Annotated in this window: 25 protein-coding genes and 1 riboswitch; of the genes, 14 read left to right on the plus strand and 11 right to left on the minus strand. The window is 71.4% G+C overall.

Annotation, left to right across the window (positions count from 1 at the left end; translation table 11 throughout):
* The first annotated feature begins 44 nt into the window (after nt 1–44).
* The 7 genes from IOD14_RS28615 (at nt 45) to IOD14_RS28645 (ending at nt 8,516) form a co-directional block, all read left to right on the plus strand.
* Nucleotides 45–533: an Lrp/AsnC family transcriptional regulator gene (locus tag IOD14_RS28615; RefSeq protein WP_123987692.1), complete on the plus strand. Its 489-nt coding sequence runs from the start codon at nt 45–47 to the stop codon at nt 531–533.
* 151 nt (nt 534–684) lie between these two features.
* Complete coding sequence (gene ddaH, locus IOD14_RS28620; RefSeq protein ID WP_123987693.1) at nt 685–1,497, plus strand: dimethylargininase; 813 nt, start codon at nt 685–687, stop codon at nt 1,495–1,497.
* Nucleotides 1,494–2,714, plus strand: coding sequence for an ornithine--oxo-acid transaminase (rocD, locus tag IOD14_RS28625; RefSeq protein ID WP_123987694.1), 1,221 nt, complete (start codon nt 1,494–1,496; stop codon nt 2,712–2,714). The genes ddaH and rocD overlap by 4 nt, the downstream gene beginning before the upstream one ends.
* An 85-nt stretch (nt 2,715–2,799) precedes the next feature.
* Nucleotides 2,800–5,241 (plus strand): SpoIIE family protein phosphatase, encoded by a 2,442-nt coding sequence (locus IOD14_RS28630; protein ID WP_123987695.1) that lies wholly within the window; start codon nt 2,800–2,802, stop codon nt 5,239–5,241.
* A gap of 57 nt (nt 5,242–5,298) precedes the next feature.
* Nucleotides 5,299–6,555 (plus strand): SpoIIE family protein phosphatase, encoded by a 1,257-nt coding sequence (locus IOD14_RS28635; protein WP_123987696.1) that lies wholly within the window; start codon nt 5,299–5,301, stop codon nt 6,553–6,555.
* 142 nt (nt 6,556–6,697) lie between these two features.
* Complete coding sequence (locus IOD14_RS28640; RefSeq protein ID WP_123987697.1) at nt 6,698–7,417, plus strand: lysophospholipid acyltransferase family protein; 720 nt, start codon at nt 6,698–6,700, stop codon at nt 7,415–7,417.
* A gap of 58 nt (nt 7,418–7,475) precedes the next feature.
* Nucleotides 7,476–8,516 carry an NAD-dependent epimerase/dehydratase family protein gene (locus IOD14_RS28645; RefSeq protein ID WP_249126097.1) on the plus strand — a complete coding sequence of 347 codons (1,041 nt, stop codon included), beginning with the start codon at nt 7,476–7,478 and terminating at the stop codon, nt 8,514–8,516.
* 60 nt (nt 8,517–8,576) lie between these two features.
* Here the strand turns inward: IOD14_RS28645 and IOD14_RS28650 are convergent, their stop codons facing one another.
* From IOD14_RS28650 to IOD14_RS28685, 8 genes are all read right to left on the minus strand, one after another.
* Entirely contained in the window at nt 8,577–10,187 is a 1,611-nt protein-coding gene (locus IOD14_RS28650) for an alpha/beta hydrolase (protein WP_123987699.1), read from the minus strand.
* A gap of 50 nt (nt 10,188–10,237) precedes the next feature.
* Entirely contained in the window at nt 10,238–11,098 is an 861-nt protein-coding gene (locus IOD14_RS28655; RefSeq protein ID WP_212671922.1) for an urease accessory protein UreD, read from the minus strand.
* The gene (ureG, locus tag IOD14_RS28660) at nt 11,086–11,763 is read right to left on the minus strand and encodes an urease accessory protein UreG (protein WP_212671923.1); all 678 of its coding nucleotides are present in this window, start codon (nt 11,761–11,763) and stop codon (nt 11,086–11,088) included. Before ureG ends, IOD14_RS28655 begins: the two co-directional genes overlap by 13 nt.
* Before the next feature lie 98 nt (nt 11,764–11,861).
* Nucleotides 11,862–12,536 carry an urease accessory UreF family protein gene (locus IOD14_RS28665; RefSeq protein ID WP_212671924.1) on the minus strand — a complete coding sequence of 225 codons (675 nt, stop codon included), beginning with the start codon at nt 12,534–12,536 and terminating at the stop codon, nt 11,862–11,864.
* Nucleotides 12,536–14,257, minus strand: coding sequence for an urease subunit alpha (locus IOD14_RS28670; RefSeq protein WP_212671925.1), 1,722 nt, complete (start codon nt 14,255–14,257; stop codon nt 12,536–12,538). The genes IOD14_RS28665 and IOD14_RS28670 overlap by 1 nt, the downstream gene beginning before the upstream one ends.
* Nucleotides 14,250–14,561, minus strand: a complete 312-nt coding sequence (locus IOD14_RS28675; protein ID WP_123987704.1) for an urease subunit beta — start codon at nt 14,559–14,561, stop codon at nt 14,250–14,252. Before IOD14_RS28675 ends, IOD14_RS28670 begins: the two co-directional genes overlap by 8 nt.
* Nucleotides 14,562–14,570: 9 nt before the next feature.
* Nucleotides 14,571–14,873, minus strand: coding sequence for an urease subunit gamma (locus IOD14_RS28680; protein ID WP_123987705.1), 303 nt, complete (start codon nt 14,871–14,873; stop codon nt 14,571–14,573).
* 132 nt (nt 14,874–15,005) lie between these two features.
* Nucleotides 15,006–15,635 (minus strand): TetR/AcrR family transcriptional regulator, encoded by a 630-nt coding sequence (locus IOD14_RS28685; protein WP_123987706.1) that lies wholly within the window; start codon nt 15,633–15,635, stop codon nt 15,006–15,008.
* 127 nt (nt 15,636–15,762) lie between these two features.
* Here IOD14_RS28685 and IOD14_RS28690 point away from each other — a divergent pair, with 127 nt between their 5' ends.
* Nucleotides 15,763–16,749 (plus strand): ABC transporter permease, encoded by a 987-nt coding sequence (locus IOD14_RS28690; protein ID WP_212671926.1) that lies wholly within the window; start codon nt 15,763–15,765, stop codon nt 16,747–16,749.
* A gap of 61 nt (nt 16,750–16,810) precedes the next feature.
* Here the strand turns inward: IOD14_RS28690 and IOD14_RS28695 are convergent, their stop codons facing one another.
* The gene (locus IOD14_RS28695) at nt 16,811–17,086 is read right to left on the minus strand and encodes a type II toxin-antitoxin system Phd/YefM family antitoxin (protein ID WP_123987708.1); all 276 of its coding nucleotides are present in this window, start codon (nt 17,084–17,086) and stop codon (nt 16,811–16,813) included.
* Between the two features lie 64 nt (nt 17,087–17,150).
* Between IOD14_RS28695 and IOD14_RS28700 the strand changes: the two genes are divergently transcribed.
* From IOD14_RS28700 to IOD14_RS28715, 4 genes are all read left to right on the plus strand, one after another.
* Entirely contained in the window at nt 17,151–17,786 is a 636-nt protein-coding gene (locus IOD14_RS28700; protein WP_123987709.1) for an ATP-dependent Clp protease proteolytic subunit, read from the plus strand.
* A gap of 7 nt (nt 17,787–17,793) precedes the next feature.
* Nucleotides 17,794–18,099 carry a hypothetical protein gene (locus IOD14_RS28705; RefSeq protein ID WP_123987710.1) on the plus strand — a complete coding sequence of 102 codons (306 nt, stop codon included), beginning with the start codon at nt 17,794–17,796 and terminating at the stop codon, nt 18,097–18,099.
* Nucleotides 18,100–18,399: 300 nt separating this feature from the next.
* A riboswitch (cyclic di-AMP (ydaO/yuaA leader) is annotated at nt 18,400–18,611 on the plus strand.
* Nucleotides 18,612–18,614: 3 nt separating this feature from the next.
* The gene (locus IOD14_RS28710) at nt 18,615–19,088 is read left to right on the plus strand and encodes a C40 family peptidase (protein WP_037710218.1); all 474 of its coding nucleotides are present in this window, start codon (nt 18,615–18,617) and stop codon (nt 19,086–19,088) included.
* A gap of 94 nt (nt 19,089–19,182) precedes the next feature.
* Nucleotides 19,183–19,776 carry a DUF6328 family protein gene (locus IOD14_RS28715; protein WP_212671927.1) on the plus strand — a complete coding sequence of 198 codons (594 nt, stop codon included), beginning with the start codon at nt 19,183–19,185 and terminating at the stop codon, nt 19,774–19,776.
* 72 nt (nt 19,777–19,848) lie between these two features.
* On the opposite strand, the gene IOD14_RS28720 is transcribed toward IOD14_RS28715, so the two are convergent.
* The gene (locus IOD14_RS28720) at nt 19,849–20,307 is read right to left on the minus strand and encodes an ATP-binding protein (RefSeq protein WP_123987712.1); all 459 of its coding nucleotides are present in this window, start codon (nt 20,305–20,307) and stop codon (nt 19,849–19,851) included.
* A 214-nt stretch (nt 20,308–20,521) separates the two neighbouring features.
* Between IOD14_RS28720 and IOD14_RS28725 the strand changes: the two genes are divergently transcribed.
* Together IOD14_RS28725 and IOD14_RS28730 are read left to right on the plus strand one after the other, a co-directional pair.
* A complete protein-coding gene (locus tag IOD14_RS28725; protein ID WP_123987713.1) occupies nt 20,522–21,382 on the plus strand; it encodes a helix-turn-helix transcriptional regulator in 861 nt (286 codons plus the stop codon).
* 9 nt (nt 21,383–21,391) lie between these two features.
* On the plus strand, nt 21,392–21,613 hold the full coding sequence (locus IOD14_RS28730; protein ID WP_212671928.1) for a DUF397 domain-containing protein: 222 nt from the start codon (nt 21,392–21,394) through the stop codon (nt 21,611–21,613).
* A gap of 39 nt (nt 21,614–21,652) precedes the next feature.
* On the opposite strand, the gene IOD14_RS28735 is transcribed toward IOD14_RS28730, so the two are convergent.
* A complete protein-coding gene (locus IOD14_RS28735; RefSeq protein ID WP_123987715.1) occupies nt 21,653–22,780 on the minus strand; it encodes an 8-amino-7-oxononanoate synthase in 1,128 nt (375 codons plus the stop codon).
* Nucleotides 22,781–22,803: the final 23 nt, after the last annotated feature.

A 22,803-nucleotide genomic window follows, 5' to 3' on the forward strand; every position in this document is an offset into this window, starting at 1 on the left:
ACACGTGCGGAGGTGTGGACGCCCCCGCTGGATACAGTGCCGACATGAACAGCAGGACCGCCGCGTTCGACGAGCTCGACCGGAAGATCATCACCGCGCTGATGGCGAACGCGCGGACCTCCTTCGCCGAGATCGGGTCGGCGATCGGGCTGTCCTCCACGGCGGTGAAGCGGCGGGTGGACCGGCTGCGGGAGACCGGGGTGATCACCGGGTTCACGGCCACGGTGGAGCCGTCGGCGCTGGGCTGGCGCACGGAGGCGTACGTCGAGGTGTACTGCGAGGGCGCGGCCCCGCCGCGGCGGCTCGCGGAGGTGGTCCGCAACCATCCGGAGATCACCGCGGCGATGACGGTGACCGGCGGCGCGGACGCGCTGCTGCATGTGCGGGCGCGGGACGTGGAGCACTTCGAGGAGGTCCTGGAGCGCATCCGGGTGGAGCCGTTCATCCGGAAGACGATCAGTGTGATGGTGCTGTCCCACCTCCTCCCGGAAAGCCCCGAGGCGGGGGCGAGTCAGCCCGCACCGGAGGCATAGCCGATAAACGCAGCAAGCGTGCGTTTTCCCGGCAGAATTCGCAGCATTCCTGCGCAGACACGCAATTCTTGTTGCTTGTCGGGTCTACCGGTCACTTCCTACCGTGGTGTCAACCCTCAGTAGACAGCGCAGGAAGCGGAGGAACCCCTCTGTGTCCGACTCCCGTGTGCCGCGCCGACGGCGTTTCCTCGTCTGCGAACCCAGACACTTCGCCGTGCAGTACGCGATCAATCCCTGGATGCATCCCGACACCCATGTCGACGTGGACCTGGCGCAGGAGCAGTGGCGGACACTGATCCGCGCCTACGAGACCCACGGTCACAGCGTCGACGCCGTGGAGCCGGTCCCCGGTCTCCCGGACATGGTCTTCGCCGCGAACTCGGCGGTCGTCGTCGGCGGCCGCGTCTTCGGCTCCCTCTTCCACGCGCCCGAGCGGCGCCCCGAGTCCACGCACTACGACCTGTGGTTCAAGAAGGCGGGCTACGACGTCCAGCGCCCGCAGGCGGTCTGCGAGGGCGAGGGCGACCTCGTCTGGACGGGCCGGTACGTGCTGGCCGGCACCGGGTTCCGCACGACCCGGGAGGCGCACCGCGAGGTGCAGGAGTTCTTCGGTCACCCGGTGATCAGCCTGACGCTGGTGGACCCGCACTTCTACCACCTGGACACGGCGCTCTTCGTGCTGGACGACGACAACATCGTCTATTACCCGGAGGCCTTTTCGGCGGGCAGCCGCGAGGTACTCGCACGGCTGTACCCGGACGCGGTGCTCGCGACCCGCGACGACGCGATGGCGTTCGGCCTGAACTCCGTGTCCGACGGCCGGCACGTCTTCATCGCACCGCAGGCCGAGGCGCTCGCCGTGCGCCTCGACGACCACGGCTATGTCCCCGTCCCCGTCGACCTCTCCGAGTTCCACAAGGCCGGCGGCGGCATCAAGTGCTGCACCCAGGAGATCCGCTCATGACCGCACCCGTAGGCACGCGTTCCTCCGCCGATCTCATCCGCGCCGAGGAACCGGTCCTCGCGCACAACTACCACCCGCTGCCCGTGGTCGTCGCCCGCGCGGAGGGCACCTGGGTCGAGGACGTGGAGGGCCGCCGCTACCTCGACATGCTGGCCGGGTACTCCGCCCTCAACTTCGGCCACCGTCACCCGGCGCTGATCGAGGCGGCACACCGGCAGCTGGACCGGCTGACCCTGACCTCCCGCGCCTTCCACAACGACCGGCTGGCCGAGTTCGCGGAGCGCCTGGCCGCGCTGACCGGCCTGGACATGGTGCTGCCGATGAACACCGGAGCGGAGGCGGTGGAGAGCGGCATCAAGGTGGCCCGCAAGTGGGCGTACGAGGTGAAGGGCGTCCCGGCCGACCGGGCCACCATCGTGGTGGCCGCGGAGAACTTCCACGGCCGTACGACGACGATCGTGTCGTTCTCCACGGACGAGACGGCCAGGGCCGGCTTCGGCCCCTTCACGCCGGGCTTCCGGATCGTCCCCTACAACGACCTCGCGGCACTGGAAGCTGCGATCGACGAGACGACGGCCGCGGTCCTCCTCGAACCCATCCAGGGCGAGGCGGGCGTGGTCATCCCCGACGACGGCTATCTGACCGGCGTCCGCGAGCTGACCCGCCGCAAGGGCTGCCTGTTCATCGCCGACGAGATCCAGTCGGGCCTCGGTCGCACGGGCCGCACGCTCGCCGTGGAGCACGAGGCGGTCGTCCCGGACGTCCTGCTCCTCGGCAAGGCCCTGGGCGGTGGCATCGTCCCGGTCTCCGCCGTGGTCGCCCGCCGGGACGTCCTCGGCGTGCTGCGCCCGGGCGAACACGGCTCGACGTTCGGCGGCAACCCGCTGGCGGCGGCGGTCGGCACGGCCGTGGTCGAACTGCTGGAGACCGGCGAGTTCCAGGGCCGCGCGGCCGAGCTGGGCTCGGTCCTGCGGGACGGCTTGACGGGCCTGGTCGGCAAGGGCGTCGTGGGCTTCCGCGCGCGGGGCCTGTGGGCGGGCGTGGACATCGACCCGGCGATCGGCACCGGCCGGGAGGTGAGCAAGCTCCTGATGCGGGAGGGGATCCTGGTCAAGGACACCCACGGCTCGACGATCCGGCTGGCACCGCCTCTGACGATCACGGCGCAGGAGCTGGAATCGGCACTGGGAGTACTCGAAAAGGTACTCAGGCGCTGACCCCGGGCGGGAGCGCGCGGAACCACACCGGGTGAAGATGTGACGAAGAGGTGATAGACCACTCTCAGCGACAGAGAGGTCGTCCGTGGGCGCTCACAAAGGGCAGGACACCGCGCGGCACCGGTTCGACGTGGCCGATGCCGCGCCCCTGCTGCTCGACGCCCACGGCACGGTGACCGGCTGGACCAGGGACGCCGAACGGCTGCTGGACTACGCCGCCTCCGAAACCGTGGGACGCAGCGTCGCGGCCCTGCTCGTCCCCGAGGACGCCCGTCGGCTGCCGGAGATCACCGCGCGGTGCCGGGCCGACGGGAGCTGGGCGGGGCTGCTGACCGCCCTGCACAAGCACGGCAGGCCGGTCCGGGTCATGGCCCGGATCACGGTGGCCGACGATCCAGGCTCCGCCGACGGCTCCGCCCGCTGGCTGGTCCTGCTGTCCGAGCTCGCGGAGGCGCCCGGCTGGGACCTGAGCCGCCGGGTGCTGGAACAGATGGTCTCCCGCTCCCCGATCGGTATAGCGATCGTGGACACGGACCTGCGCTGCGTGTGGTCCAACCCGGCGCTGGAGCAGTTCGGCAGCGCCCCGGCCCAGCGGCGGCTGGGACTGCGGTTCGCCGAGATCCAGCCGGGCCTGGACGCCGAGGACATCGAGGCCCAGATGCGGCGGGTGCTGGAGACCGGGGAACCGATCGTGGAGTACGAGCACGTCGGCCGGGTCCGCTCCGCCCCGCACCGCGAGACCGCGCACACCATGTCGTTCACCCGGATCGACGACGACCGCGGCCACCCGGTGGGCGTCTACTACACGGTCGTCGACATCACCGAGCGGCACCGGGCCCGCCAGCGCCTGGCCCTGCTCGACCGGGCCGGTGAGTACATCGGCCGCAGCCTGGACATCCGCAGCACCGCGCAGGAGCTGGCGGACGTGGCCGTACCGGCGCTCGCCGACTACATCACCGTGGACCTGCTGGAGTCGGTACTGCGGGGAGCGGAGCCGACCACGCGGGTGCCGCTGGTGCGGGCCGGGCAGCAGTCGGTGAACCAGGGTGTTCCCGAGGCCGTGGTCGAGGTCGGCGAGGTGGCCGCCTACCTGCCCGGCACGCCCCCGCTGCGGTGTCTGGCCGAGGGCACGTCCTGGCGGGAGGAACGGCTCGACCCGCTGGCCGCGGAGTGGGCGACCGGCATACCCGGCGGGCGGCAGGCCACGTTCCTGGAGCTGGGCCTGCACAGCGTGATGGTCGTGCCGATCCGCGCCCGGGGCGTCACCCTGGGCGTCACCACCTTCTTCCGCCGGCGCCGCCAGGAACCCTTCGACGAGGACGACCTGAACCTCGCCGAGGACCTCGTCTCCCGGGCCGCCGTCTGTGTGGACAACGCCCGCCGCTACACCCGTGAACGCGACGCCGCGCTCGTCCTCCAGCGCAGTCTGCTCCCCCACCGGCTGCCCGAGCAGGACGCCGTGGAGGTGGCCGCCTGCTACCGGCCCGCCGACGAGCTGACGGGCCTCGGCGGGGACTGGTACGACCTCATCCCGCTCTCCGGTGCACGCGTGGCCCTCGTGGTCGGCGAGGTGCCCGGGCACGGCATCGGTGCCGCCGCGGCGATGGGCCGGCTGCGGACCGCCGTACGGACCCTGGCGGCACTGGACCTGCCGCCCGAGGAGGTGCTGGGCCACCTGGACGACCTGGTCGCCCGGGCCGCCCGCGAGGAGGGCGTGGGTCCGGGCACGGAGGACACCGACAGCGCCCAGGGCTCCGGCTGTGTGTACGTGGTCTACGACCCGGTCGACGGGCAGTGCACGATGGCCGCCGCCGGACATCCCGCGCCCGCCGTGATCCTGACCGACGGCACGGTCGCCTTCGTGGACCTTCCGCAGGGGCCCTCGCTCGGCGTCGGCGGGCCGCCCTTCGAGTCGGTAGAGCTGGCCCTGGCGGCGGGCAGCACGCTCGCCCTGCACACCGACGGACTGCTGGCCCGCGGCGAGGAGTGGGCCGTGGACACCGGCCGGGACCGGCTGCGCCTGGCCCTGGAGAGGCACGCGCCCTCGCTCGACCTGCGCTGCCGGGCCGTGGTCGACGCCCTGGCCCCGGCCCGGCCGCACGACGACGTGGCCCTGCTCATGGCCCGCACCCGGCTGCTGGGCCCCGACCAGGTCGCGGACTGGGACGTGCCCGTCGACCCCGCCCGGGTCGCCGAGGCCCGCAAGACGGCGTCCCGGCAGCTGACGGAGTGGGGTCTGGAGGAGTTCGCCTTCACCACCGAGCTGGTCGTCAGCGAACTGGTCACCAACGCCATCCGGCACGCCGTCGGTCCGATCCGGCTCCGGCTGATCCGCGAGCGGTCGCTGGTCTGCGAGGTGTTCGACAGCGGAGACACCGCGCCCCATCTGCGCCACCCGCGCACCACGGACGAGGGCGGCCGGGGGCTGCTGCTGGTCTCCCAGTTCGCCCAGCGCTGGGGCACCCGGTTCGTGCCCGAGGGAAAGATCATCTGGGCCGAGCAGTCCCTGGAGGATCCGCCGGATTGACCCTTCACCCCGCATACCGTGGGAAAATGGTGCGATCCCGGCGGGGAGGCGGCAGCCATGAGCGACAGACCCGGCGACAGCGACTCCATCGACTACGCGGCCGTGTTCCAGGCACTGCCCGGCATGGTCGCGCTTCTCACGCCCGACCTGGTGTACGCGGACGTCAACGAGGAGTTCCTGCGCATGGCCGGCCGCCGGCGCGAGGAGGTCGTGGGCCGCTATCTCTTCGACGTCTTCCCGGACAACCCGAACGAGCCCTCGGCGACCGGCATGCGCAATCTGGCCGCCTCCCTGCGCCGGGTGCTGGAGACCGGGGAGCGCGACTCCATGGCCCTTCAGCGGTACGACGTCGAGGTGCCGGACCGGCCGGGGGTGTGGGAGGAGCGCTACTGGAGCCCCTGCAACGCCCCGCTGCTCGGGGCGGACGGCAAGGTCGAGCTGCTGGTGCACCGGGTCGAGGAGGTCACCGAGCTGATCCGGGCCCGCGGCGGCCCGAGCGGCGACCGGGACCGGGTCCTGGAGGCGGAGCTGTACACCCGCGCCCGCGAACTGCAGGAGGTCAACGAGCGCTTGCGGACGGCCCACGCCCGTGACCGCGAGGTCGCGCTGGCCCTCCAGGACGCGATGCTGCCCACCGGCCGCCAGACCGGCCGGCCGAGCCTGCACCCCAGGGCCGCCGTGCGCTACCGGCCCGCGGTCGGCGCGCTGCACGTGTGCGGGGACTGGTACGACCTGGTCGACCTGGTGGGCGGCCACCGCGTCGGCATCTCGGTCGGTGACGTGGTGGGCCACGGACTCGTGGCCGCGGGGGTGATGGGCCAGCTGCGCAGCGCCCTGAGCGCCGCCTCCCGGGTGGCCGAGGGCCCGGCACAGGCCCTGGACGTGCTGGGCCGCTACGCCCACGTGGTCGACGGAGCCGAGTCCGCCACCGCGGTCACCACCTTCATCGACCTCGACCACGGCACCATCGCCTACAGCAGCGCCGGCCACCCGCCACCGATGCTGGTGCATCCCGACGGACGGGTGGAGTGCCTGGACAAGGCGACCGACCCGCCCCTGGACGCCCGCCCCGACCCGATCCCCCGGCCGCAGGCCTCGACGACCTTCACCAGCGGAGCCACGCTCGCCCTGTACACGGACGGACTGGTGGAGCGGCGGGGCGAGGACATCGACACCGGGATCGCCCGGCTGGCCGACTCCCTCGCCCTGCACCGCGGGGACGACCCCGAGACCCTCGCCGACGCGGTCCTGCGGGAGCTCCTCCCGCCCGGTGGTGCCACGGACGACACGGCGCTGGTGATCGTACGGCTGTGAACAGGCCAAGGTCCGGTGCGAGCTGTCCTCGGCCCTGTTCCGGGGCCCGCCGCCTGCGCCTACACTGGCAGCCCCATCTCACGCCGGTTGACCAGCCAGAACGCGGAGTTGAGCCGTCCGCCCGACCGAGGAGCGCCCCCTCTTGTTCTACTATCTGCTCAAATACGTGCTGTTGGGGCCGTTGCTGAGACTGGTCTTCCGACCGCGAATAGAAGGCCTGGAGCACATCCCGGAGTCGGGTGCGGCCATCGTCGCCGGCAACCACCTCTCCTTCTCCGACCACTTCCTGATGCCCGCGGTGCTCACGCGGCGCATCACCTTCCTGGCGAAGGCCGAGTACTTCACCGGTCCCGGCCTCAAGGGCCGGCTGACCGCCTTCTTCTTCCGCAGCGCCGGGCAGATCCCGGTCGACCGCTCCGGCAAGGAAGCGGGCCAGGCCGCCATCCGCGAAGGGCTCGGCGTGCTGCGCAAGGACGAACTGCTCGGCATCTACCCGGAGGGCACCCGCTCCCACGACGGCCGCCTCTACAAGGGCAAGGTCGGTGTCGCCGTGATGGCGCTCAAGGCCCAGGCCCCGGTCATTCCCTGCGCGATGATCGGCACCTTCGAGGCACAGCCGCCCGGCAAGGTCATTCCCAACATCCACCCCGTGGTGATCCGCTTCGGCAAGCCGCTGGACTTCTCCCGCTACGCCGGGATGGAGAACGAGAAGGCGATCCTGCGGGCCATCACCGACGAGATCATGTACGCCATCCTGAAGCTGTCCGACCAGGAGTACGTCGACCAGTACGCGGCCGTGGTCAAGGCCGAGGAGGCAGCGGCCGCCAAGGAACGCAAGTTCCCTCGGCTGCCCCTCAGTTGACGTCTGCTGTCGGCAGAGGAGCGTGTCCCGGGGGGCCTCCCGACCGTAGGGTCACGGCATGACACGACGTGCTGTGGTGATCGGGGCGACGGGACAGATCGGGCGGGCGGCCGTGGCCGCGCTGACCGGGGACGGCTGGGCGGTGACGGCCGTCTCCCGGGGCGGCGGCCGGGACGAGGGCTGGCCCATGGAGGTGCGTACCGCGCGGGCCGACCGGGGCGACGACGCCGCCCTGGCCGCCGCGGTGGGCGAGGGCTGCGAGGTCCTGGTGGACGTGGTCGCCTACGGGCCCGCGGACGCACGGCAGCTGCTGTCGCTGGCCGACCGCGTGGGCTCGGCCGTGGTGATCTCCAGCGTGTCGGTGTACGAGGACGACAAGGGCCGCAGCTTCGACACCCAGGCCGAGCCGGAGGGCTTCCCCGAGTTCCCCGTGCGGGTGACGGAGGACCAGCGCACGATCGCGCCCGGCGAGGCCTCGTACAGCACCCGCAAGGCCGGCCTGGAGCGTGAACTCCTCGCCGCGGGCGACCGGTTGCCCACGACCTTGCTGCGCGCCGGAGCGATCCACGGACCGCACTGCCGGACCCCGCGCGAGCTGTACTTCGTCAAGCGCAACCTGGACGGCCGGCCTCGGCGCCTCCTGGCGTACGGCGGCAGGAGCCGCTTCCACCCGGCGAACGTCCACAACATCGCCGAACTCGTCCGGCTGGCAGCCGCGAAACCCGGCAGCAGGGCCCTGAACGCCGTGGACCCGGACGCCCCGACGGTGGCGGAGATCGCCGCCGCGATCGACTCGGTCATGGGCGTCGAGACGGAGAGCGTGCTGATCGACGGGCCGCCGCCCTCGCCGACCGTGGGGGACACACCGTGGTCGGTGCCGGTACCGGTCGTCTTCGACATGTCCGCCGCCGAACGGCAGCTGGGATACCGACCGGTGGTGGCGCGGTACCCGGACCGGCTGGCGGAGACCGTCGCCTTCATCGAGGGGCAACTGGCCGGACGGGACTGGAAGGAGGCGTATCCGAAGATGTTGCAGACCTACGGCGACCTCTTCGACTACGCGGCGGAGGACGCGTATCTCGACTCGCCCGGCGCATGAGAATCGGCGTATGAGAAAAGGCGGCCGGTGGCTCCGGCCGCCTTGTCCCGTGGTGTGTGCTTACGGCTTGGGCGTGGCGTGCGGGGTGCACGTCACGTCGGCCTTGTCCAGCTTGCCGGTGAGCAGGTAGGCGTCCACCCGCGGGTTGATGCACGGGTTGACCAGGCCGGTCACACCGTGGGAGCCCGCGTCCTTCTCGGTGATCAGGCGGGAGCCCTTGAAGCGCTTGTGCAGTTCGACGCCGCCCTCGTACGGGGTGGCCGCGTCACGCTCGGACTGCACGATCAGCACGCCGGGCAGGCCCTTGCCGGTGCGCACCTCGACCGGGGTCTGCTGCTTGACCGGCCAGGTGGCGCAGGGCAGGTTCAGCCAGGCGTTGGCCCAGGTCATGAACGGGTACTTCTTGTTGAGCGCGGTGTTGTCGCGGTCCCACTTCTTCCAGCTGGTGGGCCACTTGGCATCCGTGCACTCGACGGCCGTGTAGACGGCGTTGCCGTTCTCCGAGGAGATGTTGCCCGCGGTGTCCGTGAGGTCCGGGGCGGCCGCGTCGACGAGCGCCTGGGTGTCACCGGCGACGTACTTGCTGAACACCGTCGCCACCGGCACCCACGAGGAGTCGTAGTACGGGGCGCTCTGGAAGAAGCCGATCAGCTCGGCCGGGCCGACGACCCCGCCGATGGGGTTCTTCTTGGCGGTGGCGCGCAGTTCGAGCCATTTCGCCTGGACCGCGGCCCGGGTGGTGCCGAGGTGGAAGGCGGCGTCGTTGGCGGCGACCCAGTCCTCCCAGTCCTTCCAGCGGCCCTCGAAGGCGATGTCCTGGTCGAGGTTGGCCTCGTACCAGATCTTCTGCCGGGAGGGGTTCACCACGCTGTCGACGACCATGCGGCGCACGTGATCCGGGTACATCGTGCCGTAGACGGCGCCGATGTAGGTGCCGTAGGAGACGCCCAGGTAGTTGAGCTTCTTCTCGCCGAGCGCGGCACGGATGACGTCCAGGTCGCGCACGGTGTTGGGCGTGGTCATCTGCTGGAGCATCGCCTTGCCGGTGCGCTCGGCGCAGCCCTCGGCGTACTCACGGGCCAGCTTGCGCTGGGCGCGCTTGTCGGCCTCGCTGTCCGGCACCGGGTCCATCTTGGGCGCCTTCACGAACTCCTGCGGGTCCATGCAGGAGATGGGCGCGGAGTGACCGACGCCGCGCGGGTCGAAGCCCACGAAGTCGTACGCCTTGGCCGCGTTGGCCCAGATCGGGTTCTTGTTGGTGACGCGGAGCGGGAAGCGCATGCCGGAGCCGCCGGGTCCGCCCGGGTTGTAGACGAGGGCGCCCTGGCGCTCCGCCTTGGTGCCGGTGTTGCCGATGTGGTCGACGGCGAGCTTGATCTGCTTGCCGTTCGGCTTGGCGTAGTCCAGCGGCACGCTGACCCAGCCGCACTGGACCGGCTTCGCGATCCCCCAGTCGGCCGGGCAGTCCGCCCAGTCGATGCCGGCCTTCGCCGCGCGGGCGGCGGCGATCGCGGCACCGACGGTCTCGCGGTCCTTGCCGTGCCGACCGCTGTCGTGCGTGTTGGCGCCGGACGCGGGTGCCGCGACGGCACCGGATATGAGTGTGGCCGTGATGAGCACCCCGGCCGAACCGAGCGCGGTCGTCCGCCACTTCGGTCTCGTTTCCCTCAAGAGGGACCCCTCCCCGTACGTCGTTTCGATTCGTACGGGGATCCTCCAGGCTATGGAGACTCTGTGAACAGGGGGGTGGGGCCTTCTTTGCCAATCCGATAAACGGAAGAACTCGTTCGCTGGGCGGACTGATCGTCCAGGACCGTCAGGGCCCGGTCCAGGACCCGGCGCAGCCGCAGGGCGTCCGGGGCGACCGCGCTCACGAGGGCGGCGGGCCCGGCGAGCGGCATCAGCGCGGCGCCCTCGTCGAGCACCTGGGCCGTCACCGGCTCGTCCGCGAACTCGGGCCGCACGACGAGGAGTTGACCGACGGCACGGTGTCCCCCGAGCACCGCGGGACCGTCCCAGCCGCCGGGCGCCCCGGACCCGCAGGCCAGCTCCTGATCGAGCACGGTCCGTCCCGCGATCCGCACCACGAGCCGGCTGATCAGCCGCCCGGGCTCCTCCCCCGCCCGTCCGAGGACCTGCTCCTCGCGCAGCACGAGCCGGCCCGTCGCCGCGACGTCGATCCGCGTGGTGACACACAGCTCGCTGCCGCCCGCGGAGATCAACTGCTCGGGCAGCCAGCTCAGTTCGCCGCCGTCGGCGACGGTGAGCCGGACGTCGTAGCGGGCCTCGCCCTTGGCCTGCCCCGGCAGGGCGATGGTGGCGGCGGCCGAGCCGACATGGAGCCGGGCACCCTCCTGCACGTCGGCCGCCACGGTGAAGTGATCGCCGCCGAGGGGTCCGCTCATCGCGCCGACGAGCATGACCCGCGTCTGCGCACCGCTCCCCCGGGTCCGGCGCAGCGCCAGCGGCCCGTCGCTCTCCAGCACGGGCAGGGCCGTTCCGCCGCGCCCGTCGTCCCGCGCGACCATCCGCGCGGTGGCCCGCACCCCGGCCGCGGCCGACGTCACGGTCACGCCGTCCACGCGGCGAGCTGCGTCCGGACCCAGGCGGCGGTGTCCTCGACGCCGGTCTCGCTCCGCAGCGACTGGAGGACGACGGGCAGTTCGGCGCGCTGGGCCTTGGCGTCGGCGGCCATGCGGGCGAGGTCGGAGCCGACGTAGGGGGCCAGGTCGGTCTTGTTGACGATGAGCAGGTCGGCGGTGGTGACGCCGGGGCCGCCCTTGCGCGGGATGTCGTCGCCGCCGGCCACGTCGATGACGAAGATCTGGGCGTCGACCAGACCCTTGGAGAAGGTGGCGGTGAGGTTGTCGCCGCCGCTCTCGACGAGGATCAGGTCCAGGGGGCCGACCTCGTCCTCCAGGTCCTCGACGGCTTCGAGGTTGGCGGAGATGTCGTCGCGGATCGCTGTGTGGGGGCAGGCTCCCGTCTCCACTGCGGTGATGCGCTCGGGGGGCAGGACGGCTTCCCTGAGGAGGAACTCGGCGTCTTCCCGCGTGTAGATGTCGTTGGTGACCACGGCGAGGGACAGCTCGTCGCGCAGGGCGCGGCAGAGGGCGGCGACGGTGGCGGTCTTGCCGGAGCCCACGGGGCCGCCGAGGCCGATGCGCAGGGCTCGGTGGGAGCCGTCGGGGCGGTGGGCGTCCGCGCCGACGGCGGCGGGGGCGTCATGGGTGTGGTCGAGGTGCATGTGCGGCTCCTGGGGGGGTTCGTGGTCGGGTGCGGGTGCGTGGGGGCTGGTCGCGCAGTTCCCCGCGCCCCTTAGAAGCAGTGGGTCAACTGAGCCCCCTAGGAGGCGAACAGGCGTACCGGCCATGCCGCATGCGCCTCTGCTCCGATCTCCAGCAGCGGCGCCGACGCCGAGGGCAGTGCGTCGGTCCCCTCGGCCAGCACCCTTCGCGCCGCCTCCACCGCCTGGGACGCCACCCGGTCCGACTCCGGTGCCAGTCGGGCGAGGACCGCCGTGGCGTCGAAGGGGTCGAGGCTCAGCAACCGGACCGTCGCGCTCGCCGGGCCGCTCACGCTCTCGTACGCCGCGCAGTAGGCCGCGTCCACGGCCTCCAGGCCCGCCGCACGTGCCGCCAGGCCCAGCACCACCGGCTGATGTGCTCCCTTGGGGAACCCCCTCGCCACGGCGTCGAGTTCGGCCGACGGCCAGGTCGCCCGGGCCGCCCGCGTCAGCTGGCGGCCCAGTTTCCTGGCGGCGGACCGCAGGGCGGGGGACGGGGTGCGCGCGTCCGCCGCCTCGTCCAACTGCCGTGGATCCACGCCGAGTACGGCTGCCGCTGCGAGCGCCGCCGACAACAGGCCCGCCGTGTGCAGGCGCCCCCGGCAGAACGTCTCCAGACTCGCCGCGTCCGTGATCCGGCCCGCCTTGACCGCCGCCTCCGCCCCGCCGGAGTGCGCGTGCCCTCCGGCGGGAAAGCGGCCGTCGGCCAGGACGAGGAGTGCTGCCCTGGACATCAGAAGAGGAAGTAACGCTGGGCCATGGGCAGTTCGGCCGCCGGGGTGGCCTCGACCAGTTCGCCGTCGATGTGCACGGCGAAGCTGTCGGGGTCGACCCGTACGTCGGGCCGCGCGTCGTTCTCCCGCATGTCGGCCTTGGTGACCCCGCGGGTCGACTCGATCGCCACGAACTGCTTGCCGAGCTGGAGCCGCTCCGGCAGGCCGTCCTCGAGGGCGAGCGGTGCCACGAAGTTGAAGGAGTTCGAGGCGGGGGCCCGTCCGATCGCCCCGTACATCGGCCGGGGAAGGATCGGCTGCGGGGTCGGGATGGACGCGTTCGCGTCGCCCATCTGCGCGTAGGCGATCTGTCCGCCCTTCAGGACGAGATGCGGCTTGACCCCGAAGAACGCCGGCTCCCACAGCACCAGGTCGGCCAGCTTGCCGGTCTCCACCGACCCGACCTCGTGGGCGAGGCCCTGGGCGACGGCGGGGTTGATCGTGTACTTGGCGACATAGCGCCGTACGCGATGGTTGTCCGCCCGGCCGTCACCGGGCAGCGCCCCGCGCCGCCGCTTCATGACGTGCGCGGTCTGCCAGGTCCGCATGATGACCTCGCCGACGCGTCCCATGGCCTGGGCGTCGGAGGAGATGATCGAGATGGCACCCAGGTCGTGCAGGATGTCCTCGGCGCCTATCGTCGTGGGACGGATGCGGGACTCCGCGAAGGCGAGGTCCTCCGGCACCGCCGCGTTGAGGTGGTGGCACACCATCAGCATGTCGAGGTGTTCCTCGGCGGTGTTGACGGTGAAGGGCCGGGTCGGGTTGGTCGAGCTGGGCAGCACGTGCGGCTGGGAGACCACGGTCATGATGTCCGGAGCGTGCCCGCCGCCCGCGCCCTCGGTGTGGTAGGCGTGGATGCCCCGGCCGGCGATCGCGGCGAGGGTGTCGCCGACGAATCCGGCCTCGTTGAGGGTGTCCGTGTGGATGGCGACCTGGATGCCGGTCCGCTCGGCGACGGTCAGCGAGGCGTCGATGACGGCCGGGGTCGAGCCCCAGTCCTCGTGCAGCTTCAGTCCGAGCGCGCCGCCGCGGATCTGGGACAGCATCGCCTCGTGCGAGACGGTGTTGCCCTTGCCGAGGAAGCCGATGTTGAGCGGGTACTGCTCCATCGCCTCCAGCATCCTGGCCAGGTGCCAGGGGCCGGGGGTGACGGTGGTGGCCTTGGAGCCCTCGGCGGGGCCGGTGCCGCCGCCCACCAGGGTGGTCACCCCGGACGACAGCGCCTCGTCGGCGATCTGCGGGCAGATGAAGTGGACGTGCGCGTCGATGGCGCCGGCGGTCAGGATCCGGCCGTTGCCGGCGATGATCTCGGTCTCGGGGCCGATCACCAGGTCCGGGTGCACCCCGTCCATGGTGTCGGAGTTTCCGGCCTTGCCGATCCCGGTGATCCGGCCGTCGCGGATGCCGACGTCGGCCTTGACGACACCCCAGTGGTCGACGACGACCACGCCGGTGACGACGGTGTCGGGGGTGCCGTCTGCGCGCGTAGCACGCGACTGGCCCATCGACTCGCGGATGACCTTGCCGCCTCCGAAGACGGCCTCGTCACCGGCGAGCCCGGGGCCGCCGGAACGATCCTCCTCGATCTCGATCAGCAGATCGGTGTCGGCGAGCCGGATGCGGTCACCGGTGGTGGGGCCGAACAGGTCGGCGTAGGCGGCGCGGGAGATCTCAGGCATCGAGGGCACCTCCGGTCTCTCCGCGCAGACCCGGCACCACACGGGCGCCGCTGAGCGGAACGAGCTCCACCTCGACCGGGATGCCGGGCTCGAAGCGCACCGCGGTGCCGGCGGCGACGTTCAGCCGCTTGCCGCGGGCCGCGGCCCGGTCGAACTCCAGGCCGGGGTTGGTCTCGGCGAAGTGGTAGTGGGAGCCGACCTGGACGGGCCGGTCGGCGGCGTTCAGGACGGTCAGCCGGGTGACCTCGCGGCCTTCGTTGAAGGCGATCGGCCCGTCGGCGAAGAGGATCTCTCCGGGAATCATCGGGGCCCCTCAGACGATCGGGTCGTGGACGGTGACGAGCTTCGTGCCGTCCGGGAAGGTCGCCTCGACCTGGACGTCGTGGATCATCTCGGGGATGCCCTCCATGACGTCGTCGCGGGTCAGCAGCGTCCGTCCGGAGGACATGAGTTCGGCGACGGTACGACCGTCACGCGCGCCTTCGAGGATGTGCGAGGTGATCAGGGCGACCGCCTCCGGGTGGTTGAGCCTCAGCCCGCGGGCCCGGCGCCTCTCGGCGACGTCGGCCGCGACGTGGATCAGCAGCCTCTCTTGCTCGTGCGGGGTCAGTTGCACGTCCCACCTCACAGTCCTCGCTCCGGACCGTGCGGGGTCCGGTTGCCTCAGCCACGGGGCAAAGTCCCTGGTGGCGTGGATCCGCAGGCTAGTTGGATCCGGTTTCAGGCACGTTAACCGAGCTGTGATCCATCAGTTGGCCTCGGCTGTGTCCCGCATGGTCATCAACGCCCGTAGACCGTCGCGCAGCACCTCGGCGGGCGTCGGGCCGAACAGCGCCTGCTGCGCGAGGAAGCCCATCGCGGCCGCCATCATCACGCGGGCCACGTGCTCCGGGGGCACGTCCGACCGGATCGTCCCGGCGTCCTGGTGGGCCCGGACGATCCGGGTCCATGCTTCGCGCACCGTGCCGTATCCCTCGCGCAGAACGGCCGAGAGCCTCTCGTCGCGAATCGTCTCCGCCCACACCTGGACGACCAGCCTCGGGAACGCGGGCTGTCCGTCCACGGTCAGGGACTCCTTGGCGGCGAGCACACGGCCGAGCACCGACGCCACGAGGACGTCCGGGGACGGGGGCGGGGTGCTGCGGGCCGCCTCCTCGAAGCCTTCGCGGACCTGTCCGAGCACCTCCTCGACGATCGCGCCGATCAGCTCCTCCTTGCCGCTGAAGTACCGGTAGACCGCCCCGGCCGAGAGGTCGACCTCCTTGAGGACGTCCTGCATCGACGTGGCGTGGAAGCCGTTGCGGGCGAAGCAGACCGCCGCGCCGTCGAGGATCTGCCGACGCCTGGCGTCGAGGTGTGCCTGGGATACGCGAGCCATGGCCCCAAAGTAAAACGAACATTCCTTCTTGACAAGACGCGGCAACGGCGGGACCGTGGGGACGAACTTAAAACGAACGATCCTTCTTTTTGACGGGGTCTTCCGGCCCTGGAGAGGACCCACCACCATGTCCACCCGCCGCATGATCGCGATCATCGTCCTCGTGCCGCTGCTCGCCGCCCTGGCCCTGTGGGCCTTCGCCTGGCCCGCCGCCCGCACCGCCCCTCGCGATCTGCCGCTCGGCGTGGCCGGGCCGGCTGCCGCGACGGCACAGGTGGAGCAGGGGCTCCGGCAGCACGAGGGCGCCTTCGAGATCCACCGCTACGCCGACGAGGCGGCCGCGCGGGCGGCGATCGAGGACCGGACCGTATACGGCGCGGTCGTCGTCACCGCCCAGGGCCCCGAGCTGCTCACCGCGTCGGCCGCGAGCCCGGTCGTGGCCCAGCTCCTCCAGCAGGCCGTGACCCAGCAGGCCGCCGCGGGCGGCGCCGAGGTCAAGGTCGTGGACGTCGTGCCGACCCCCGCCGCCGACCCGAGGGGCGCGGTCCTGAGTTCGTCGGTGCTGCCCCTCGCGCTGGCCGGCATCGTAGCGGGCGCGGTCGTGACCCTGCTCGGACTGCGCGGAGTGCGCGCCGTGACCGCGCTGGTGCTGAGCGCCGCCCTGGTGGGCACCGTCGCGGTCGCCCTGACCCACAGCTGGCTCGGCGCCCTCACCGGGAACTGGTGGGCGGAGGCCGGGGCCCTCGCACTGGCGACCCTGGCGGTGAGCGCGGCGGTCGCGGGACTCGCCGCCCTGGTCGGAACCGCGGGCATCGGCGCCGTAGCGTTCCTGGTGATGTTCCTCGGCAACCCGTTCTCGGGAGCCGCCTCGGCCCCGCGGCTGCTTCCCGAGCCGGCGGGCACGATCGGCCAGTGGCTGCCGCCGGGCGCGAGCGCGACCCTGCTGCGGTCGGTCTCCTTCTTCGACGGCGCCGCTGCGACCGGACCCGTGCTGACGCTCAGCTGGTGGGCCGCGCTGGGCCTGGGCGCGGTCCTGCTCGGCAACGCGCTCAAGGCGCGGACGAAGTCCGCCGAGCCCGTCGGCGTCCAACCCGAACTCGCTCCGGTCGGCTGACCTGACCCGTTCTTCTGTGCCCCCGGCCCCACGGCCGGGGGCACACGCGTCTCACGCGCCCCTAGGAGGCGCCGCCCCGGTGGTGCGCCGCGATACCGAAGCGCTGCTGTTCGCGGGGAGCGGACGCGACCTCCCGCACGGTCGAGACCGCGCTGACCACCTGCTCCTCGACGGGCTCCCGCAGCTCCTCCAGCCGTTCGAGGTCGGCCGCGGAGACCAGGGCGACCAGCGGCTTTCCGTGCCGTGTCACGACGACCCGCTCCCCGCCGTACACCACCTTGTTGATCAGGTCGGCGAGCTCAGCCCTGGCTTGCGTCACCGGAATCTCGTAGGCCATGCCCCCATCATAACGTCACGTACATCCTGTACATTTTTTACAGACGCCGAAGGAGGGGCCACCCATGACCCGACCGACCGCCCGTTACGTCCTGCCCGAGTTCCATGAGCGCACGAGCTTCGGGCAGAAGACGATGGATCCGTACTCGAAGCTGCTGGAGGAGCGGATCGTCTTCCTCGGGACACCGATCGACGACACCTCGGCGAACGATCTGATGGCGCAGTTCATGTACCTCGAGTACCAGGACCCGGACCGGGACATCGCGCTGTACATCAACTCCCCCGGCGGCTCGTTCAGCGCGATGTCGGCGATCTACGACACGATGCAGTACGTCAGTTGCGACGTGGAGACGACCTGCCTCGGACAGGCGGGGTCCTCCGCGGCGGTGCTGCTGGCCGCGGGCACCCCGGGCAAGCGGTCCGTGCTGCCGGGCGCCCGAGTGGTGATCCACCAGCCCGCGCTGAGCGAGCCGATACAGGGGCAGGCCAGCGATCTGGCGATCCAGGCCGACGAGTTGATCCGGGTGCGGGGCCGCCTGGAGGAGATGCTGGTGCGGCACACCGGGCGCAGCCCCGAGCAGGTGAGCGCTGACATCGAGCGGGACAAGATCCTGGACGCGCAGGGCGCCCTGGACCACGGCCTTGCGGACGCGATCGTCCCGAGCCGCAAGTCCTCGCGCACCACGCCGGGCGCGAGGTGAGGCCTCGATGATCCCGGACCTGCCACCGCTGCCCGCGCTCACCCGCGCCGAGGGCGAACTGATCGACCGTTACCTCGACGTGGTCGACCTGCTGGGCAGGATCAACCCGGCCCGGTGCGAGGACACCTACGGCGGACTGCGCGCGGCGCAGGCGCTGGTGAGCAGGGCGGCCGAGCTGCGCGACGCGCTCGTACTGATGCACGCCCGGGGCGAACGCGACCTGCATGCCGCGACACTCGCGCGGGCCCTGCGGGTCCTGGACGGCGAGCGGCGCACGGCCAGAGTCACCGTGCCGCCCGAGTCCGGCAATTGACGTGGCGTCCGGACCTGAGTTGAAACGGACCAAAAGACGTACCCCCTATTGGCGGAGACGCGGCTCCTTTTTCGCGAGCACCGAACGTGCGCGACACGCATGATCCGGTGCCGGAGTGAGGAGTTTCTGTGCAGGTCCGGGGGCCTCTGACCGCCGAACGCCCCTTCGCTCGAAGGGGCGTTCACCCAAACGGGTGAGTGGTGAGTAACACCACAAATCCCCGGTTCCGTTGGGCTTTTCGCACTTCCGTACGCCAAGATCCCTGTCTGACGACAAGCCCCCGCCGCAGCGGCGGGGCGATCCGGGCGGACGCCGAGTCCTGCCGCCGCCCGGATGACCGGTCGACAGGAGTGGATCGGCAGGAGTGGAGGACCCAAGCACGACGGGTCGCCGGAACGGTCACGCCATGACCGGGCCGAGCAGCCCTTGGGGTGAAGCCGCGTCAGCGGCCGGGCAACTTCGCCAGCCCGAATCCGACAGGTCATCCTTCACAGGCGGCTGACGAAGGGTTGCGCATGACTGCGCTCAATCGTGTCCCGTCGCTGATGGTCCGAGCCGGTACGGCCTCGGCCTTCGCCATCGCCGCAGTGGGCGGCTCCGTCGTGGTTCCGGGTGTCGCAGCAGACGCCGCCGCCGCGACGCCGGCGACGAAGGCACTCAAGGTCGCGGCCTCGAAGAAGGGCTCGCCGTACAAGTACGGCGCCACGGGGCCCCGCCGCTTCGACTGCTCAGGGCTCACGCTGTACTCGTTCAAGAAGGCGGGCAAGAAGCTCCCGCGCACGGCTGCCCAGCAGTACAACAAGACCCGCCACATCGGCGCAGGCAGCCGCAAGGCCGGCGACCTGGTGTTCTTCCACTCGGGTTCGAACGTCTACCACGTCGGCATCTACGCCGGGAAGGGAAAGATCTGGCACGCCCCGAAGACCGGGGACGTGGTGAGGCTGCAGAAGATCTGGACGAAGAGCGTCTGGTACGGCCGGGTCAAGTGACGCCCCCGAGGGGGCGGCGCAGACCTGACATTCCGTCGCCCTCTCGGGTCCCCCGGGACGCTTGACACGGGCCGAGCCGGTCACCCGTACCGTCATGGCCGACCATCGCCCGTGCACCGCCCGCAACGAGACGCCGCTGGAGCGCGCCGACCGCAATTTCGGCGAGCTGCTCCAGGAGCTGCGCGTCACCCAGACCGGGGTGCAGATCCTCTTCGCCTTTCTGCTGACCCTGGCCTTCACCCAGCGCTTCCCGTCGCTGGACACCTTCCAGCGGGCCACCTACGTCACCACACTGCTGCTGGCGGTCGTCGCGGCGGCTCTGTTCACCGCACCGGCGGCCCTGCACCGCTCCCTCTTCCAGCGCGGCGCCAAGGCCCGCATCGTGCAGGTCTCCTCCCGGTTGGCCACGGTCGGCATGGCAGTACTGGTCCTCGTCTTCACCGGCTCCGTGGTGGACGTGACGACGGGCCGGGCCGGAGGAGCGGCCGCGGGCGCGGCGACCCTGCTGGTGTGTCTGGGCCTGTGGTGGCTGCTTCCCCGTCTGGTCCGACGGGCGGGTCTCGCCGAGGAACGCAGGGCGGCTGTGTCGCACCCGGCCCTACGGCCGGTGCCGCGCGAGGTCATCAGGCCGCGAACCGCAGCTCGGGCGGGAGCCTCACCCCGAGAGCCGTCGACGCGCTCGCGGTGACCCAGGGACATCTCTTGCAGCGCTCCGGTGGGCACGCGGCTGCTGGAGGGCGCGCGCCCGGTGTGACGGCTTCTACGGCTCCTGCTGCCCCGCCGCCGTGACCGGCTGCGCCGGTACGGTCCACGGGAGTTCGATGGAGACGGTCTTGCCGCCTTCCCGGGTGGGCCTGACTCTCAGCTTGCCGCCGGACTCCGCGGCGAGCCAGCGGATGATCACCATCCCCCGCCCGTTGTCCTGCTGGACCGCGGCCGGCAGGCGCTTGGGGAAACGGGGATGGCTGTCGGTGACGCCGATGCGCAGGTGTTCGTCACGGTCCAGCTCGATGTCCACCGTGAAGGTGGGTGACTGCCCGAAAGTGTGCTGTACGGCGTTGGTGGCGAGTTCGGAGACGATGAGCCGGACGGTCTCGGCGGCGTCCGTGGTGGGTGGCAGCCCCCACTCCGCCAGGGTGCTCAGGACATAGGTGCGGGCCGCGGAGACCGAAGCGGGTTCGCTCGGCAGAGTGACGGATGCTTCCAGGTGATCTGCCATGGCGACGTCGTCCTTTTCCCACGGGACCGGAGTCCGACACGGTGCGGATGGTTCGAGTACGGTCCCGGACTGGTGGTTCATCGTCAGAGTGCCATTACCGGGGCGGTGACGGGTGCCGATCCACCAAGATATGCATATATCTGTCGCTCGAAGCGGTGAACTCTGCGACGCGAGACCGTATTTGGGCGGCTCGTAGGGAGTAAGGAGTAGCGCCATGCAGCACGGTCCCGCGGTACGCCGCCGGAAACTGGGCGCCGAACTGCGTGCGCTGCGCGCGAGTGCGGGGCTCACCAGCGGTGAGGCGGCCCGGCTCGTGGGCTGGCACCAGTCGAAAGTGAGCCGGATCGAGACCGGTGCCAGCGGGGTGAAACCGGCCGATGTGCGGTTACTTCTCGACGCCTATCGCGTGGGGGACGTGAATCTGCGGGAGCTGCTACTGGTATTGGCGGGCTCCGACGAGGGCGGTGGCCGGCACCACTGGTGGCACGCGTACCGGGGTGTCCTGCCGCCGACGTACCGGGACTTCATCAGTCTGGAGTCCCAGGCGAGCGCGATGCGCACCCTGGAGACCTCGGTCGTGCCCGGGCTGCTCCAGACGCCCGAGTACGCCCGCGCGGTGACCCGGGCCGCGGTGGACGGCCTCGACGACGAACGGCTCGACGCCCTGGTCGAGGTCCGGCTGGCCCGGCAGGACATCCTTCGTGCGCAACCGCCTCTGGAGTTGAGCGCCGTCCTGGACGAGGCGGTGCTGCGGCGGGAGGTCGGCGGACCCGAGGTGATGGCCCGGCAGTTGAAGAGACTCGTGGAGGCGGCGCGGCTGCCTCAAGTGCGGCTGCAGGTACTGCCGTTCACGGCCGGGGCGCATGTGGGCATCACCGGGCCTTTCGTAATCTTCTCATTCTCGCGCACTTCTGATCTGGATGTGGTTGTTCTCGACCACTTGACGAGTAGCCTCTATCTCGAACGGAAAGAAGACCTCCAGGCCTACACCGAGGCCTTCAACACCCTTCGGATGCACGCCCTTTCGCCCGAGGACTCGTTGGACTACCTCGCCGCGATGGGTGACGGCATGTAAGGAGGCACCATGTCTGCACTGCCTCGGAACGTAACCTCCAGCAGCGAACTGCCCGAAGTGCGCTGGCTGCGCAGCAGCTACAGCACCGGCGCGAACAACTGCGTCGAGACGGCGAGGCCCTCGGCCGGGCCGTGCGCCGGGCTGCTCGCCGTGCGCGACTCCAAGAATCCGGAAGGACCCGCACTGCTCTTCTCCCCCGAGAGCTGGGCGGGCTTCACGGCCGCGTTCTGACCCCCCGGTCCGTCCGGCGCACGGCCGTGTCACGCCGACTCATGGTCGTGTCTCGCCGATCACACGCACAGCGCTTTCGATCTGCTCCTCGGAGAGGTCCGCACGGGCGGTCAGCCTGAGCCGTGAGATGCCGTCGGGCACGGACGGGGGCCGGAAACAGCCCACGAAGAGCCCGGCGGCACGGCAGTCGGCCGCCCACTGCACGGCCTCCTCCGGAGAGGGTGCGCGCACCGAGACCACCGCGGCGTCCGGACGTACCGCTTCCAGACCCGCGGCGGTCAGGCGTGCGTGCAGCCCGGTCGCCACCTCACGCGCGCGTGCGGCCCGCTCGGGTTCACGGCCGAGCAGCCGCAGGGCCGCGAGGGCGGCTCCCGCCGAGGCGGGGGCCAGACCGGTGTCGAAGATGAACGTCCGCGCCGCGTTGACCAGGTGCTCGATCACCCGTGCGGGGCCGAGCACGGCTCCGCCCTGGCTGCCGAGCGACTTGGACAGCGTGACCGTGACGACCACGTCGTCGGCGCCCGCGAGTCCCGCCGCGTGCGGGGCGCCGCGGCCGCCGGCGCCGAGCACCCCCAGGCCGTGGGCGTCGTCGACGACCAGGCCCGCGCCGTGCTCCCGGCATGCCTCGGCGAGGCCGGCCAGGGGGGCCGCGTCGCCGTCGACCGAGAAGACGGTGTCCGAGACGGCGACGGCGGGTCCCTCGTGGGTGCCGAGCGCCTTGCGCACCGCCTCCGGGTCGGCGTGCGCGACCACCTGGGTCGTGCCGCGGGCCAGCCGGCAGCCGTCGATCAGCGAGGCGTGGTTGCCCGCGTCGGAGACGATCAGGGAGCCGTGCGGCGCGAGCGCGGTCACGGCGGCCAGGTTGGCCGCGTAGCCGGAGGAGAAGACGAGCGCAGCCTCGAACCCGCAGAAGTCGGCCAGCTCGCGTTCGAGTGCGGTGTGCAGCTCGGTGGTGCCGGTGACGAGCCGGGACCCGGTCGCACCGCCGCCCCAGGTCCGCGCGGCCGCCTCGGCCCCCGCCACGACCTCGGGGTGGCGGGCCAGCCCCAGGTAGTCGTTGCTCGCGAGATCGAGCAGCGGCGAGTCGGCCGGACGCGGCCGCAGGGTCCGTACGAGCCCGGCCCGCCGGCGCGCCGCCGCCTGCTCGTCGATCCAGCCGAACGCCATGGGTCCTCCGGGGCTTTTGTAGA

The sequence above is a fragment of the Streptomyces sp. A2-16 genome (assembly GCF_018128905.1).
Classification (GTDB): domain Bacteria; phylum Actinomycetota; class Actinomycetes; order Streptomycetales; family Streptomycetaceae; genus Streptomyces.